Annotated in this window: 12 protein-coding genes; 7 read left to right on the forward strand and 5 right to left on the reverse strand. The window is 38.3% G+C overall.

Annotated features, from left to right (window positions below):
• Positions 1-72: 72 nt before the first annotated feature.
• The 4 genes from murC (at position 73) to ccpA (ending at position 4,996) form a co-directional block, all read left to right on the forward strand.
• Positions 73-1,389, forward strand: a complete 1,317-nt coding sequence (murC, locus tag AB1H92_RS03755; protein WP_115362313.1) for a UDP-N-acetylmuramate--L-alanine ligase — start codon at positions 73-75, stop codon at positions 1,387-1,389.
• Positions 1,390-1,656: 267 nt separating this feature from the next.
• Positions 1,657-2,343, forward strand: a complete 687-nt coding sequence (locus AB1H92_RS03760; RefSeq protein ID WP_243835695.1) for a YtxH domain-containing protein — start codon at positions 1,657-1,659, stop codon at positions 2,341-2,343.
• A gap of 293 nt (positions 2,344-2,636) precedes the next feature.
• Positions 2,637-3,713, forward strand: coding sequence for a bifunctional 3-deoxy-7-phosphoheptulonate synthase/chorismate mutase (locus tag AB1H92_RS03765; RefSeq protein WP_115362312.1), 1,077 nt, complete (start codon positions 2,637-2,639; stop codon positions 3,711-3,713).
• A gap of 284 nt (positions 3,714-3,997) precedes the next feature.
• Positions 3,998-4,996, forward strand: coding sequence for a catabolite control protein A (ccpA, locus tag AB1H92_RS03770; RefSeq protein WP_115362311.1), 999 nt, complete (start codon positions 3,998-4,000; stop codon positions 4,994-4,996).
• Positions 4,997-5,095: 99 nt separating this feature from the next.
• On the opposite strand, the gene AB1H92_RS03775 is transcribed toward ccpA, so the two are convergent.
• From AB1H92_RS03775 to AB1H92_RS03785, 3 genes are all read right to left on the reverse strand, one after another.
• On the reverse strand, positions 5,096-6,253 hold the full coding sequence (locus tag AB1H92_RS03775) for an acetoin utilization protein AcuC (protein WP_115362310.1): 1,158 nt from the start codon (positions 6,251-6,253) through the stop codon (positions 5,096-5,098).
• Entirely contained in the window at positions 6,250-6,897 is a 648-nt protein-coding gene (locus tag AB1H92_RS03780; protein ID WP_115362308.1) for an acetoin utilization AcuB family protein, read from the reverse strand. The genes AB1H92_RS03775 and AB1H92_RS03780 overlap by 4 nt, the downstream gene beginning before the upstream one ends.
• 128 nt (positions 6,898-7,025) lie before the next feature.
• Positions 7,026-7,658 (reverse strand): GNAT family N-acetyltransferase, encoded by a 633-nt coding sequence (locus AB1H92_RS03785; protein ID WP_115362306.1) that lies wholly within the window; start codon positions 7,656-7,658, stop codon positions 7,026-7,028.
• 175 nt (positions 7,659-7,833) lie between these two features.
• On the opposite strand from AB1H92_RS03785, the gene acsA reads away from it, so the two are divergent.
• Positions 7,834-9,552, forward strand: coding sequence for an acetate--CoA ligase (gene acsA / locus AB1H92_RS03790; RefSeq protein ID WP_115362304.1), 1,719 nt, complete (start codon positions 7,834-7,836; stop codon positions 9,550-9,552).
• Between the two features lie 64 nt (positions 9,553-9,616).
• Here the strand turns inward: acsA and AB1H92_RS03795 are convergent, their stop codons facing one another.
• The gene (locus tag AB1H92_RS03795) at positions 9,617-12,574 is read right to left on the reverse strand and encodes a transglycosylase domain-containing protein (protein ID WP_256594313.1); all 2,958 of its coding nucleotides are present in this window, start codon (positions 12,572-12,574) and stop codon (positions 9,617-9,619) included.
• 415 nt (positions 12,575-12,989) lie between these two features.
• On the opposite strand from AB1H92_RS03795, the gene tyrS reads away from it, so the two are divergent.
• Positions 12,990-14,243, forward strand: coding sequence for a tyrosine--tRNA ligase (tyrS, locus tag AB1H92_RS03800; RefSeq protein ID WP_172481078.1), 1,254 nt, complete (start codon positions 12,990-12,992; stop codon positions 14,241-14,243).
• A 55-nt stretch (positions 14,244-14,298) separates the two neighbouring features.
• Here tyrS and AB1H92_RS03805 read toward each other — a convergent pair whose 3' ends face one another.
• Positions 14,299-15,114: a cobalamin-binding protein gene (locus AB1H92_RS03805; protein WP_115362300.1), complete on the reverse strand. Its 816-nt coding sequence runs from the start codon at positions 15,112-15,114 to the stop codon at positions 14,299-14,301.
• A gap of 165 nt (positions 15,115-15,279) precedes the next feature.
• On the opposite strand from AB1H92_RS03805, the gene AB1H92_RS03810 reads away from it, so the two are divergent.
• Positions 15,280-15,945, forward strand: coding sequence for an SOS response-associated peptidase (locus tag AB1H92_RS03810; protein ID WP_115362298.1), 666 nt, complete (start codon positions 15,280-15,282; stop codon positions 15,943-15,945).
• The last annotated feature ends 57 nt before the right edge of the window (positions 15,946-16,002 follow it).

Genomic DNA, 16,002 nt, shown 5'->3' on the forward strand with positions numbered 1-16,002 from the left:
CATAATTGAAAAGAAAATTGGAAATAGATAGATGAGGATAAGGGATGCCAAAAGGTCCCGGGAGGTTGCAATATGACATTGTTTCATTTTACAGGAATTAAAGGGTCTGGGATGAGTTCGCTTGCGCAGATTTTACATGATTCCAACTACCAAGTACAAGGTTCAGATGTAGGGAAATATTTTTTTACTGAAGATCCGTTACGTGAAAGAGGAATTTTGATTTATCCTTTCAGTGCGGAAAATATTAAAGAAGGAATGGTCGTCATTGCGGGAAATGCTTTTTCAGACGATCATCCTGAAATTGTAAAAGCAAAAGAATTGGGTGTAGAAGTTGTTCGTTATCATGAATTTTTAGGGAACTATATGGAAAGATTTATTTCCATTGGCGTCACAGGTTCTCATGGGAAAACATCAACGACAGGACTTCTTGCTCATGTGATTTCAGGCTATGCGCCGACTTCCTATCTTATCGGAGATGGAACTGGAAAAGGTGTTCAGGATAGTCAATATTTCGCATTTGAGGCTTGTGAATATAAGAGACATTTTCTTGCATATGAACCAGATTATGCGATTATGACAAATATTGATTTCGATCATCCTGATTATTTCAAGGATTTAAATGATGTTTTAAATGCATTTGGTGAAATGGCATTGCGGGTGAAAAAAGGGTTAATTGCATGTGGGGATGATCCTCATTTGCAAGAAATTCAAGCGAATGTACCAGTTGTATATTACGGATTTGAAGAATCCAATGATTTTGCTGCAAAAAACATTCATAAGACATCAACAGGGTCAACATTTGATGTTTATGTTAGAAATGAATATTATTTCACCTTTACGATTCCTCTAACGGGCGATCATGCGATTTTAAATGCATTAGGAGTCATTGCACTTTGTCACTACGAAGGAATTCCAGCGACACATGTGCAAGAAAGGTTATCTAGTTTCCATGGGGTAAAACGAAGATTTTCTGTTGCGGAATGTAAAGGACATATTATTATCGATGATTATGCACATCATCCGACTGAAATTAAGGCTACATTACAATCAGCGAAACAAAAGTATCCAGACAAAGATATTATCGCGGTATTCCAACCGCATACATTTACTAGGACAGCGGCATTACTAGATGAATTTGCAAAAAGTTTATCTGAAGCAGATCATGTTTATTTATGTGATATTTTTAGTTCTGCCAGAGAACAAGAAGGTAGTTTGACAATCGAGGAATTGATTGCCAGAGTTCCGGATGCACAGTATTTAGCACTTGAAGATACGGCACAATTAGATAAGCATGGCAAGTCGGTATATTTGTTTATGGGTGCAGGGGATATTCAAAAATATTTAAATAATTTTAAGCTGCATATCCATAAAAATGAAACTGCTTCCTAAACTGTCAGACTTTAGAAGCAATGAATGAGACGGGTGGCTATATTTTAGCGCTCGTCTTTTTTATCCTTTAAATATTCGGAGAAATAATTTGTATTGAAAAGAAGGATTATTGAATTCAATGTCGAATTTGAATATTAAACGTAACGTTTAAATTTCCTCTAAATAGGGAATACCAATGTTATGGATATAATAAGAAAAGCTGTTATATGAAACTGTATCTTTTTAGCTATTCATTTATTACAAAACTAAAAGTGAGGAGATTAGACGATGAGTGAAATTAATACAAAAAAGCCAAGTTACAATGAAAATCGTTTCAATCATGAATATGATTCGGAGAACAATCAGTATGAAAATGTGACAGGTGAACCGACGTATCTGCCAAGTCAATATTCACAAAGAGGCTATACCGACACTTTTTACGATGAGAATGAGGAGACAGGTGCAGGAAGCTTTTTATTAGGCGCTGTCATCGGTGGTGTAATAGGAGCAGCAACCGCATTATTCCTGGCACCGAAAACAGGCAAAGAAATGCGTAGTGAATTTTCGACGCAAGCGGTCCAGTTTAAAGACAAAAGTATTGAACTAAGTGCCATTGCAAAAGACAAAGCGTCTGAATATGGCTCAGTTGCAAAAGAAAAGGCAACTGTATACGGTACAATTGCAAAAGATAAAGCGACGGAATTTGCATCGACAGCAAAAGAGAAAACTGACGGCGTTACCAAAACGATTCAAAAACAATCTGGACAACTAGTTGATAAAGTAAAATCTGTTAAAAATAATGCAAATATCCCAATGGATGATGGAACCGTATCATTCGAAGGGGAAGAGACAATAGATTTTATTGATAAAACAAATGAAAAAGTGCAAGAAGCACTCGAAACTGTTGAAGAAAAAACAACTCAAACTGCTGAAGCGTTAAAAGAGGCTGTTGCAAAAAATACATCTGAGAAATAAAAAAGAAGCACAAACCTAATACGGTTTGTGCTTCTTTGTATCAGCATTCAATTGGGCAGATCCCTACAAAATTTGTTGAAGTTAATAATATATCGATGTAAATATTGATTTAAAATCTATTTGATGACATGTCATTTATGATTTTTATAGATAATGTCGATTTTCGTAAAAATAATAGCGTATAGCGTGACTTTTCTAAAATGATTGACTATAATAAATCTATTATCAAAAATGTAGCATATTCCTCTTTAGACGAAAAAGAGAAGGTATGTGCAGGGGGGAGAAGGACAGAGATGGGACACCATAATTTAGACGAGTTGAGAGATAAAGTTGATGGCTTGAATACAAAAATATTAGATTTAATTAACGAGAGAACTGAAATTGTCCAAGAGATTGGTAAAGTAAAAGAAAAGCAAGGTGTCAATCGTTATGACCCAATCCGCGAACGCGAAATGTTAAATTTCCTGAAGGAATATAATAAGGGGCCGCTTCCAAACGGTGTAATGGAACATATTTTCAAAGGGATTTTCATGTCTGCGCTTGAAATTCAAGAAGATGAGCAACGCAATACACTGCTCGTTTCTCGTAAGAAGAAAGCTGAAGATACAATCGTGACAATTAACGGAGAAGAGGTCGGTAATGGCGTACCGTCATTTATCTTCGGACCGTGTGCAGTAGAATCATATGAACAAGTTTCTACGGTTGCGCAAGCGTTAAAAGCAAAAGGTCAAAGACTATTAAGGGGTGGTGCTTACAAACCACGTACATCACCATATGATTTCCAAGGTCTAGGACTAGAAGGCTTGAAAATTTTAAAGAGAGTCGCTGATGAAACCGGACTCGCAGTTGTGAGTGAAATTGTTACACCTTCACATCTTGAAGAAGCTTTGGACTATATCGATGTCATTCAAATCGGTGCCAGAAACATGCATAACTTTGAATTGTTAAAGGAAGCAGGATCTGTTAATAAGCCTGTTTTACTTAAGCGAGGACTATCTGCTACGCTTGACGAGTTTATCAATGCGGCTGAATATATTATCTCCCAAGGAAACGATCAAATTATTCTTTGTGAGAGAGGAATTCGGACTTACGAGCGCGCTACACGAAATACGCTTGACATTTCAGCGGTTCCAATTTTAAAACAAGAGACTCATTTACCAGTATTTGTGGATGTCACACATTCAACTGGAAGGCGTGATTTGCTCTTGCCAACTGCTAAAGCAGCAATCGCTGTAGGAGCAGATGGCGTAATGGCGGAAGTCCATCCAGATCCTGCAGTTGCGCTTTCAGATTCGGCTCAACAAATGGATCTTGCCCAGTTTGATGAATTCTACAATTCAATCCTGGACTATTTAAAAATTCATGCATAATCATTTAATGCCGGACCTTTTGGGTTCGGCGTTTTTATTTTTAAATCGCATACTAACAGTGGAAAGTAAGGCGAAATTATGTTTTAATGACGTAGAAGGATAAATTAGGGTATTATTGACAGTAAGCATTATCTGACTATGAATCGTTGAAGTTTGATTGGAATAAATACTATAAGCCAACTAACTCGGTTGTCTATAAATGTTAAATAGCTGATAGGATGTCTATACTCAATAACAATGAACTGACTAATAATTAAAAATTACTTCAAAAAGGAGACATGTCGATGGCAATTACAATATATGATGTAGCGCGAGATGCTAATGTCTCAATGGCAACGGTATCACGTGTCGTAAACGGAAATCAAAACGTAAAACCTTCAACAAGAAGGAAAGTCCTAGAAAGTATAGAACGCTTAGGATATCGGCCAAATGCAGTTGCAAGAGGATTGGCGAGTAAGAAGACGACAACAGTTGGTGTAATCATCCCGGATATTTCCACGAGTTTCTATGGAGAGGTGTCCCGAGGGATTGCTGATATTGCGACGATGTATGAATACAATATTATCTTATCCAATTCGGATGAACGTTCTGAACGTGAACTTGAACTACTGGTTGACCATCTTGGTAAGCAAGTAGACGGAGTCATTTTTATGAGTGACTCAGTTTCTGCTGAAGTGCGACAAGAGATGTCTAGGTCCCCTGTGCCAATCGTGCTAGCGGGAACGATAGACACTGAAGAACAATTTCCAACTGTTAACATTGATTATGAACAAGCTGCCTATGAATCAGTCGTAAAGCTGATTGACAATGGACATAAAGAAATTGCTTTTGTAACTGGCCCATTAAGCAGGGATATTAATCGCGTGCATAAAAAAGCCGGCTATGAACGCGCATTAAAAGAGGCGGGTATTGAACTAAAAGAAGAGTATGTATTTGAAGTAGATGGTACATATGACGATTCTTATGAAAGATGGCAAGAGATTGAGAAGCTCGAGCAACAGCCAACTGCATTTTTCGCAAGTAATAGTACGCTTGCGGTAGGTATTTTAAATGGTATTCGAGATGCGGGTTACTCTGTACCGGAAGATTATGAAATTATTTGTTACGAGCATTCGAATCTGACGCGAATTGTAAGACCTCAATTAACTTCAGTTGTTGTGCCATTATACGACATTGGAGCGGTATCCATGCGATTACTCACGAAATTGATGGACAAAGAAGAAGTAGAAAACCTACAAATTAACTTACCTTATCATTTCGTTGATCGCGATTCATTGAAATGAAAGAGACTTCCCTATAACCGGTACTAAAACAATCGGTCATGGGAGAGTCTTTTTTTATTCAAATATATGAAAATGTCTTTCAGAATGCTTTTAGCTACTTTAGTTATTCGTACGTATTGTATGAAGGGCTTGTTCAAGCATATGTGCATTTTTCTCTTCGATTTCTTTTTTTCTAGGAATCGGTTTATATAATGGTTCCGGGTCTTCCCAAGTCTGAATAAGTGTGATTGGCGCTTCTTTCTGCCATCTATCTAACCATTTTTGCGGTAATGGGCCAGTCGGTTGCTCCTGACCACTCATCGCAATCCATAAATGTGCCCAAGCACGGGGAACTACACGCCAAATGTCGTACCCACCACCACCAACTGCTATCCAGCGACCATCGCAGTATTCATCTGCAATTTCCTGGGCAATACGTGGGATTTCTTTATAAATATTCATGGTTCCATATAAGTGCGTTAAAGGATCAAAATAATGGGCATCCGCACCGTTTTGAGTAAGGATCACATCGGGCTTAAAATATTCGGTGACTTCCATCATAGCTGCTCGATAAATGGCTAAAAAGGAATCATCCTCTGTAAAGGCATCGATGGGAAAATTAAATGAAGTGCCGTAACCAGGCCCATTCCCGCGCTCGGTTATTTTCCCAGTACCAGGGAATAAATAGCGTCCAGTTTCATGAATAGATAATGTACAAACATTAGGGTCATCGTAAAATGCCCATTGAACGCCGTCCCCGTGATGTGCATCTGTATCGATATAAAGGACTCTGGCACCGTATTTTTGTTGCATATACTTAATTGCGACAGAACTGTCATTATACACACAAAATCCTGATGCACGCCCCTTGAATCCATGATGTAATCCGCCGCCAAGATTTAGTGCGTGCCTTGACCGTCCCTCCATTACTTCATCTACAGCTGTTAATGTTCCACCTACAAGTAGTGCACTTGCTTCATGCATATTTGGAAATATAGGTGTATCTTCCGTTCCTATACCATATATTTCTCCCGCTGCAGGAGACAGTTCACCTTTCCCAGCTTTTTTTACAATTTCAACAAACTTTTCATCATGGACTAATAAGATTTCCTCGTCAGTCGCAATGCGAGGAGGAATAATATCCTCAGCTTGAATCGCGTTGATATTTTTCAGTAAATCAAGCGTTAATAGTATTCGCTTCTGATTAAAAGGATGCTCGTCCGAAAATGAATAACTGAGTTGATCTTCTGAGAAAATGAAAACAGCATTTTTCTTCATAGATTAATCCCAGGAACATTAGGCCACAATACTTCAAAGCCTTCTGCTCTTAATCCTTCAATAATAGTAAGAGGGTTCATCGTCTTGACACGGATAACAAGAATTTTGGTTTCAGTATTTTCTTTATCAGGATAAACGAGAACGCTTAAAACATTCGTTTTTTGTTCATAAAAGACTTTCGAAACTTCATACAGAATCCCGGGAACGTTTGGTACACGTACTTCAATTTGAGACCCGGGCTGATTAGCACCTGTCAATTCGATATACTTATAAAGTAAATCGGTTTCAGTTATAATCCCTACGACTTCATGATTGGAGACGATTGGTAAACAACCAATTTGCTTGTCGTAAAAGAGGAGTGCAGATTCTTCTACGAAATCCATTGGATGGCCAGTAATTGGATTTCGTGTCATAATTTTAGCCAATTGGGTTTGATAAATCGCTGTATCTTTTTCGTTTGTTAAAGACGAAGGAACAGCTTCTTTCAAATCGCGATCTGTAACAATTCCAACAAGTGTGTTCGATTCATCTAAGATTGGCACATGACGAATCTTTTTTTCGCGCATGAGATCGATGGCTTCTTTCACCGTGTTTGTCGTTAATAAAGTTTGCACATCTCGAACCATAATTTCTTCGATTAACATGATTACACCTTCTTTTTATCTTGAGTAAGAAAATTCAAGATCTATTTTGCAAGTCTAGGTTAAATACTATGATGATTCTTTGGGATAGTGTAGTTCTATTACTCTATTCATAATTAAATAGCATAAAGTTAATACATAAAACGATTTTGAAAACGTAAATTATCAAATCGTTGGATTGTTTCTTTGTCTACTCGTTTACCAATCCGGGCCATTAAACAGTTTGCAGGGTGTGAACTGATTTCAGGGTCATCTGTAGCATAATATTCAAGTCCCCCCGCTTGCATCATTTTTTCCATTACTTTTCGGTATTCCCAAACATTTAGACCTGTGCCTTTCAAGTCCCAATGCCAGTAATATTCCGTTGTAATGACAATATAATCCTCCATCGCATCGTCCATCATGGATACTTTTAATAAGGCTTTTCCGACACCACCTCCGCGAAACTTTGGAATCACTTCAATTGCACCGAGTTCGATAAGTCTTTCGATATTCCCTTCAGACCATCGTTCTAACGGGTCTGGATAAACATACGTGGCATAGCCCACAACTTCATTTAATTCGCGAACGATAATAATTCTGCCTTCGGGAAGGCCAGCAATCCCTATCAGTGCTTTATGTTGCTGTGGCGCTGGTCGAAAAGATACTAAATCTTTATGAAAATCGAGGCTCGCAAGTTCCTCGGCAGAAATAGGACCTTCAATAATGATATCGCCATTTTTATGTTTGATTTCCATCGCATTATATGTTTTTTCATGCTTCACTTTGACTCCACCTCATTTTTCAATACCTCTAGTTACTAGTATACAATAAAAGAACGCATAATAAGTTAATAATTATGGACAAAATATAGTATTGTTCGAAAAGATAAATTATTTATACATTTCGTTTAAATTCATGTAGAATAACAAGTGTATGGTTTTTGAAAGGGTGAGAGAGATGAAAGTAGAAACGTTACCAGTAATAAAAGGGGATTATCAACTAGAGAACTATGAAACAGAAGCAGCTACATTTAATTGGACAGATGCTGAGAAAGAGTTTAGTTGGTTTGAAAGTGGAAAAGTGAATGTTGCATATGAAGCTGTTGATAGACATGCAAATTCGTTTCGTAAAAATAAAGTCGCATTATTTTATAAAGATGCGAATCGAAAAGAAGCATACACATATAACGATATGAAAATCATGACAAATAAAGCTGCAAATGTTTTACTAAATCACTCCTCATTAGAAAAAGGAGATAGACTTTTTGTTTTTATGCCACGCTCTCCAGAATTGTACTTTTCTTTGCTTGGCGCATTGAAAATAGGGGTTATCGTAGGACCGCTTTTTGAAGCGTTCATGGAAGAGGCGATTTACGAAAGACTACTTGATAGTGAAGCGAAAGCGATTGTTACAACACCTCAATTATTAACGCGTATTCCACTCGAAAAACTACCAAATTTAGAAACTGTCTTTTTAGTAGGAGACGATATTGAAGAAACGAATACATTCATTGATTTCAATGCACAGTTAAATAAGGCATCCAAATACTTTCAGATAGCGTGGATGGAAAAAGATGATCCGACACTCATTCACTATACATCTGGTTCAGCTGGAAAACCAAAAGGAGTTGTACTTGTTCAAGAAGCGATGGTACAACAACTTCAAACCACTCGCTGGGTACTCGATTTAACGGACGAAGATATTTACTGGTGCACTGCAGATCCAGGATGGGTCACAGGGACAGTGTATGGTGTTTTTGGTCCAATGCTTGTAGGTGCGACGACCCTTATTTTAGGTGGCCGATTTTCAATTGAAAATTGGTACGGAGCGATAGAGGAATACGGTGTTACTGTGTGGTACAGTGCACCGACAGCATTTCGTATGCTGATGAGCGCAGGGGAAAAAGAAGTTAAGAAATATGATTTATCGACACTGAGACATATTTTGTCTGTAGGGGAGCCACTTAATCCCGAAATTGTTCGTTGGGGGATGGATACGTTTAATTTAAGAATACATGATACGTGGTGGATGACCGAAACAGGTGCACATACCATTTCTAATTTTAGGTGTTTGCCAATCAAGCTAGGTTCTATGGGGAAAGCGATACCAGGCATTGAAGCAGCCATAATTGATAATCAAGGAAACAAATTGCGACCTTACGAAATGGGGAACTTGGCAATTAAAAAAGGATGGCCATCCATGATGAGAGCGATTTGGAATCGCGAGGAAGTTTATGATACGTACTTTATGAATGATGAATGGTATATCTCTGGAGATTCTGCATATATGGATGAAGATGGTTATTTTTGGTTTCAGGGACGCATTGATGACGTCATTATGACGAGTGGAGAGCGTGTTGGACCATTTGAAGTAGAAAGTAAGTTGCTAGAACATGAAGCCATTGTTGAAGCAGGCGTTATAGGTAAACCAGACCCTGTTCGTGGTGAAATGATTAAGGCATTTGTTGTATTACATGAAGGCTATGAGCCATCAGAAGAGTTAAAAGAGGGCATTCGTCAATTTGTTAAAAGAGAGTTAGCAGCCCATGCTGCGCCACGAGAAATTGAATTTAAAGATAAACTACCAAAAACAAGAAGCGGTAAAATAATGCGTCGTGTCCTTAAGTCTTGGGAATTAGATTTACCCACTGGAGACTTATCAACGATAGAAAGCTAAATCAAAAAGGGCTTGCTGCAATTTAAAATTTGCAACAAGCCTTTTATTATAAATTTAATCGAGGTTAATTATCTTGATCTTCTTCAGGCGGTGTTTCCTTGTCGTCATCCTTGCCTTTATCCTCATCTTTACCTTCATCTCTGTCTTTGTCTGCATTTCCGTTGTCCGGTTTCCCCTCATCTTTAGGCTTATCTTCTTTTGGTGGAGTCTTATCCTTCTCGTTTACTTTTTCTTTCTCTTTCTCCTCTTTTTCCTTCTTCTCTTTATCCTCGGCTTCTTTTATCTTAATTGCATTTGAAGGTTCGGATAATCGACCAGTAATATCGACAGCTCGAACTGTATATGTGCCGTCGGATATTGTATATGACTTTTTCTCACCGTCTCGTACTGTCGCAACTTTAGAGTCGTTTCGATACACATAATAGCCAATGACATCATTAGAAGAAGACTCTGTCCAGGACATGGATGTTCCGTCTACTTTCGCATTAACCGCTGCAGGATTAGCGCTGTCAGCATTAAATTTAGCGCCAGATACAACACTTGAGGCAAAAGGTGAGTTTGCTGGGAATAATTTTGAAGCATCACCTTTCAATGAGCCGAACATTCTACTAATAAATTCTTCGTTTACTCCGGTACCGCCTTGAACGATAAACTCGCTTGGCGTATTCGGTAACGCTAAATATTTTTTGCCTTTCACAGAAACATACGACGATGAAATGATGCTGTCATCAGCCTTACTTGGGACAAATACTTTAGCATTAAACAAGTCTGTTTTAACAAGTCCAGCGTCTGAACAAATTTTCGAAGGTGCTAGACCAGAAATTCCGCAAAATGATCTAGAAACAACCCCTTCAGGTCGCGTAAATGTACTGTTCGCGCCAACAATATCTGGAGCAGCTGCATTCGCCGCATTCATTAAGCGAGCGAATAATAGGTTAGTCCGTCTACTTGGCGGTAAGTAGGAATTCCTGAGACTATTTGGATATAAACCTTTTTTGTGATCCCGATAACCGAGCCATACGCCAAGTGAAACATTCGGGTTATAGCCGACAAGCCAATTGTCTATATATTTATCAGTAGTTCCTGTTTTCGCAGCAATATCCATACTAAAATTTAAGTTGTTTCTCATTGTTGTTGCTGTTCCATGTTTTGCAACGTCTCTAAGCATATCTGAGATGATATAAGCTGTTTCCGGACTAAAGACTTCTACAGGTTCAACTTTATGTTCATATACGATATTGCCTTCCATATCTTCTATTTTTTCAATCATATAGGCATCAATAAATTGACCCGCATTGGCGAATGTTGCATAAGCATTTACCATTTCCTCAACACTCGTACCATCTGTCATTGCGCCAAGAGATAGGGAGAGATTTTGGGATTCAGCATCCGATAATCTTGAAAATCCCATTAACTTCAAGAACTGTGCAGGATCCCGCTCCTTAATGGCGTTAAACAATCTTACGGTTGCAAGGTTTTGAGAAGTTGCAAGTGCTTGTCTAGCTGGTATGATACCGAGTTCTTGTGTTGCTTGGAAGTTACTCGGTGACCAACCACCTGCTGAAAACTTAACGTCTACGACTGGGCTACCCGCCCCGATGTAACCTAATTCTATTGCTGGTGCATAAACAAGCAGCGGCTTCATAGCCGAACCATTTTGTCTAAAGCCCTGTGTCGCAAAGTTAAAGTTTCTAATATTAAAATCACGACCGCCAACGAAGGATAAAATCTTCCCTGTACGATTTTCAATCATTACACTTCCTACTTGTACTGGATCTTGAGTAATAATTTCTTCTCCGGTATCCGGATCTATACTTTTAGAAGTGTACGTATATCCATAATGTTCAAAGCTTTTGGCCGCCTCATTCATACGATCAAAAATATCTTTATTTATAGTCGAGTGAATTCGATAACCATTTGTAGTCATCGCACGTCTTGCTAAAATATTATACTTGTCTTTTAGCTTACTCTCGACGTCTAAACGATTTGGATCGATTCCTTCTTCTTCGGCAAGCATTTTTGATAGAACTTCTACTGTTTGTCTTTGAATTTCCTGTGTTAAATAAGGGTATCGCTCGTTCGCGCGTAACTCTTTTTCTCTAAAATCTCTCGTGATGTCATAAGCGATTGCTTCTTCATATTGCTTTTCGGTAATATACCCAGTCTCTTTCATTCGGAAAAGAACTGTCTTCATCCGGTCGATCCCAGGTTTTAGATGATCTGGTTCTTTAAGTCCACGACCTTGATTATAAAATGGTGTATGTGCGTAGGGCGCCTGCGGAATTCCAGCGATAAATGCTGCCTGTGGAAGATTTAAATCTTTCGCATTTACGTTGAAAATCCCTTCCGCAGCAGCCTCTACTCCTGCAATGTTATCTCCATTCGCATTTCTGCCATAGGGTATGACATTTAAATAAGCTTCTAAAATTTCATGCTTGTCCATAAATTTTTCGAGGCGTAATGCAAGCAAAATTTCTTTTGCTTTTCTTTCATAAGAAACTTCATTTGTTAAGATTTGAAGTTTTATTAACTGCTGTGTAAGTGTTGAACCCCCAGTTTGGCTCGCGGAGTTCGTAACGTCTTGGAAAATTCCTCGGAAAACCGCTTTTGGCACAATACCTGGATGTGTCTCGAAATACTCGTCTTCTGTAGCAAGTACTGCATCGATAACGTAAGGCGAGACATCTTCAAGCTTTATTTCTTTACGTTCAATATCTGCGTTTACTTTTCCGAGATAAACATTATTCGCCAAGAAAATTTCAGATGATTCCTCATATGTTAAAATATCATCTCGCATTTCTTCTTTCGATCGCAAAGGTTCTTCGGCTACAAGTGATGCGAAATAGCCTGCACCAACTGATGCTGCGAAAACAAATAGGGTAATACAGCTTACAATGAAAAGAAGAAATAGGTTCCAAGCAACGCCGGAAGTAATTCTGAGTTTTTTAGCCCAACTTTTTTCGGTAAAGTTATTGATTTTGTCTTCTATGTATTTGAGATAACTCTTAATTTTATCACTCAAGTATTTCTACCTCCTTAAATCTTTTTTATTATAGCACATTCCGACAAAATGAAATCATTTTTCATTGACATATTCACCAAATAAGATAATATATAAAAGTATAACATTTATTCGCATGTTGAGAGAGCCGAAGTAGTGGTAACAGAACCGTATAGAGAGGCAACGGGTGGTGAAAGTTGCTCGGTATGTTATACATGAATTACAGTTCTGGAGTGTGACGTGTGCGCAACGTTAAGGCGTATTGAGTGGAGAGTATTCTCTCAAGCTGGGTGGTACCGCGTTATTACATACATAGCGCCCCTGCATGATTTATTAATCGTGTAGGGGCTTTTTATTTTTTCTTATTACGATTAATATTCGAACAGATACTTGTTTTTTTAAAAAAATAGGAGGGATTTATGTGAGTAACTCATTAATGGGAGATTTAAAATGGCGTGGTTTGTTATACCAACAAACTGATGAAGAAGGTCTAACGAAGGTAGTGAACGATGAAAAAATATCCTTATACTGTGGAGTTGATCCGACAGCAGACAGTATGCATATCGGACATATCGTTCCATTATTAACATTACGTCGTTTCCAAAATCACGGTCACCGTCCGATTTTATTAGTTGGTGGTGCAACAGGTATGATTGGAGACCCTTCAGGACGTTCTGAAGAAAGACAATTGCAGACAACAGAGCAAATTGCGAAAAACGTTGAAGGTATTACAAAACAAATGCAAAGAATATTTGATTTCGAAACGGAAAACGGCGCATTAATGGTGAATAACAATGATTGGATTGGCGGCATGTCAACGATTGAGTTTTTACGTGATTACGGCAAACTTTTAGGTGTCAATTATATGCTTGCTAAAGATAATGTAGCATCACGTTTAGAAAGCGGTATTTCATTTACTGAGTTTTCGTATATGCTTATTCAAGGAATAGACTTTAACCATCTTTATACAAATTACGGTTGTCGCGTGCAAATTGGCGGATCTGACCAGTGGGGCAATATTACAACTGGCCTTGAAGTGATTCGTAAAGTTCAAGAAGATGACGAAGCAAAAGCATTCGGGATTACAATTCCACTCGTGACAAAAGCGGATGGTACGAAGTTTGGGAAAACAGCAGGTGGTGCAGTGTGGCTAGATGCTGAAAAAACATCACCATATGAGTTTTACCAGTTCTGGGTTAACACGGCGGATGCCGATGTGATTAAATACTTGAAAATATTTACATTTATAGAACGTGCAGAAATCGAAGCATTGGAAGTGTCTGTTCAAGAAGAAGCGCATTTAAGAAAAGCGCAAAGAACGCTTGCCGAGGAAATGACACGACTTATTCATGGTCAGGAAGCATTAGACCAAGCGATTCGTATTTCACAAGCCTTATTTAGTGGGGATTTAAAAGCCCTTTCTGTAAATGAAATGCGCGATGCATTTAAGGACGTTCCATCTGCTGAAATGCCGAAAGAAGATAAAAACATTGTTGATTTTATCGTAGAAGCAGGAATTTCCTCTTCCAAACGTCAAGGAAGAGAAGATGTAAACAACGGTGCAATTTCAGTGAATGGAGAGCGTATTAAAGATACTCAATATATAATTAGTGCTGAGGACCGTCTAGAGGACCAATTTACAATTGTTCGTCGTGGTAGAAGAAATTACACGATGGTGAAGTTTTCATAAACACGAAACGGAGGAGAGTGCGTAAGCATTCTCCTCCGTTTTTTTTCTGGTTTTTTCATTCAACGGTTGTTACCCAAGCTGGAAGCTCCAAATCTGCGTATATTTCTGGATGTATGTATTTCCCAAGTTTTAAAGCGCCTTCTAATAAACGCGGAGAAGGGCGACAATAAAGTTCTTCTTCCATAATTGTAAAATAATTGTTTTGAATCGCGGAAAGATTTTTCCAACCAGGTCGTTTTAAAACAACTTCTTTATTTACCTTCTCAGTTCGAACGCCTACCCAAGCGAGAAGAATGTAATCGGGATTTCTATCCAATAAATCATTCCAATCCGTCTGTACATTTGCTTCGGTTTTATCCCGGAATTCGTTCAATCCACCAGCAATCGCACTTATTTCGGTGAGCCAATTTGTCTTTCCGGGTGTAAAAATAGGTTTTGGCCACCATTCCCAATAAAGTGTAGGGAAGGTATGTGCAGTTACGGCACGACTTTTCATTTCATCAATAAAAGCTAAATATTGTCGTTGGCGTTTAAGTGCTTTATGCTCAATTCCGCACTGTATACCTACAGTTAACAGGTCGTCTGCAATGTCGTTTAAACTTTGCGGATTGAGGACAATGTGGGGGATTTCACGTCTTTGTAATTCTTCTACATTTTTTTCCATACCTGGCACGCTTAATGAAGCTAACACTAGATCTGGCTTAAATGTTTCGAGTTTGTCCATATCAATTGATAAATCAGGGCCTAATTTAGGAAGTGATTGAACCTCACTTGGCCAGTCAGAATAGTCATCAATTGCAACAAGATTATCTAATAAACCAAGATAAGCTACTAATTCTGTGTTACTTGGGCAAATAGAAATAATTCTCATAGTTGTACTGTAACCGACATTCGCTCGATGTACAGTTATCCCTCCTTTATAGTAATGTCAGATAATTAGTGTAACATAGATGATAGATACTATTTGAATAACGGTTATCGAATGTGAGAAAATGAAGGGGAAAAGATTAAGTAGAAAATAAGGATGTGAACATATATGTGTGGACGTTTTAGTATGACAAGTCCAATCGAACAAATTCAACTTGCTTTTGAGTTATCGAATATGAGTGAACTGAATATTACACCAAGATATAACGTAGCACCGAGTCAACAAGTATTTTCGATTGTAAGTGATGGAGAAAATAAAAGGGGCGGCTTCCTAAAATGGGGGTTAGTTCCTTCGTGGGCGAAAGACTCGAGAATTGGTTATAAAATGATTAATGCACGTTCGGAAACGGTAGACACAAAACCGAGCTTCAAAAATTTATTGAAAAGAAGAAGATGCCTAATTGTTGCGGATGGTTTTTACGAGTGGAAAAATGATGGTGGCCAAAAACAACCATTTCGCATCAAAATGAAGGATGATCGCGTCTTTACGTTTGCGGGTTTATGGGATCGGTGGCAAAAAGATGGTGAAACGATTCATTCATGCACCATAATTACAACCGAAGCGAATGATGTGGTAAGCGGTATCCATGATAGAATGCCCGTGATACTTCCGGAAGAAAAACAAGACATTTGGTTAAACTCAACAGTTCAGGATTCAAGTTATCTAAAAAAACTTTTGAAACCCTATCAGCCAGAAGAGATGACGGCCTTTCAAGTATCTACTTTGGTAAATTCGCCTAAGAATGATGTGCCTGAGATTATTAATTCATTGTAAATTTCTATAGGGAAATAAAAACCCCTGAAGTTGGAAATTCCAAACGTCAAGGGTTTT

This window comes from Sporosarcina pasteurii (assembly GCF_041295575.1).
In the GTDB taxonomy this organism is placed as follows: Bacteria; Bacillota; Bacilli; order Bacillales_A; family Planococcaceae; genus Sporosarcina; species Sporosarcina pasteurii.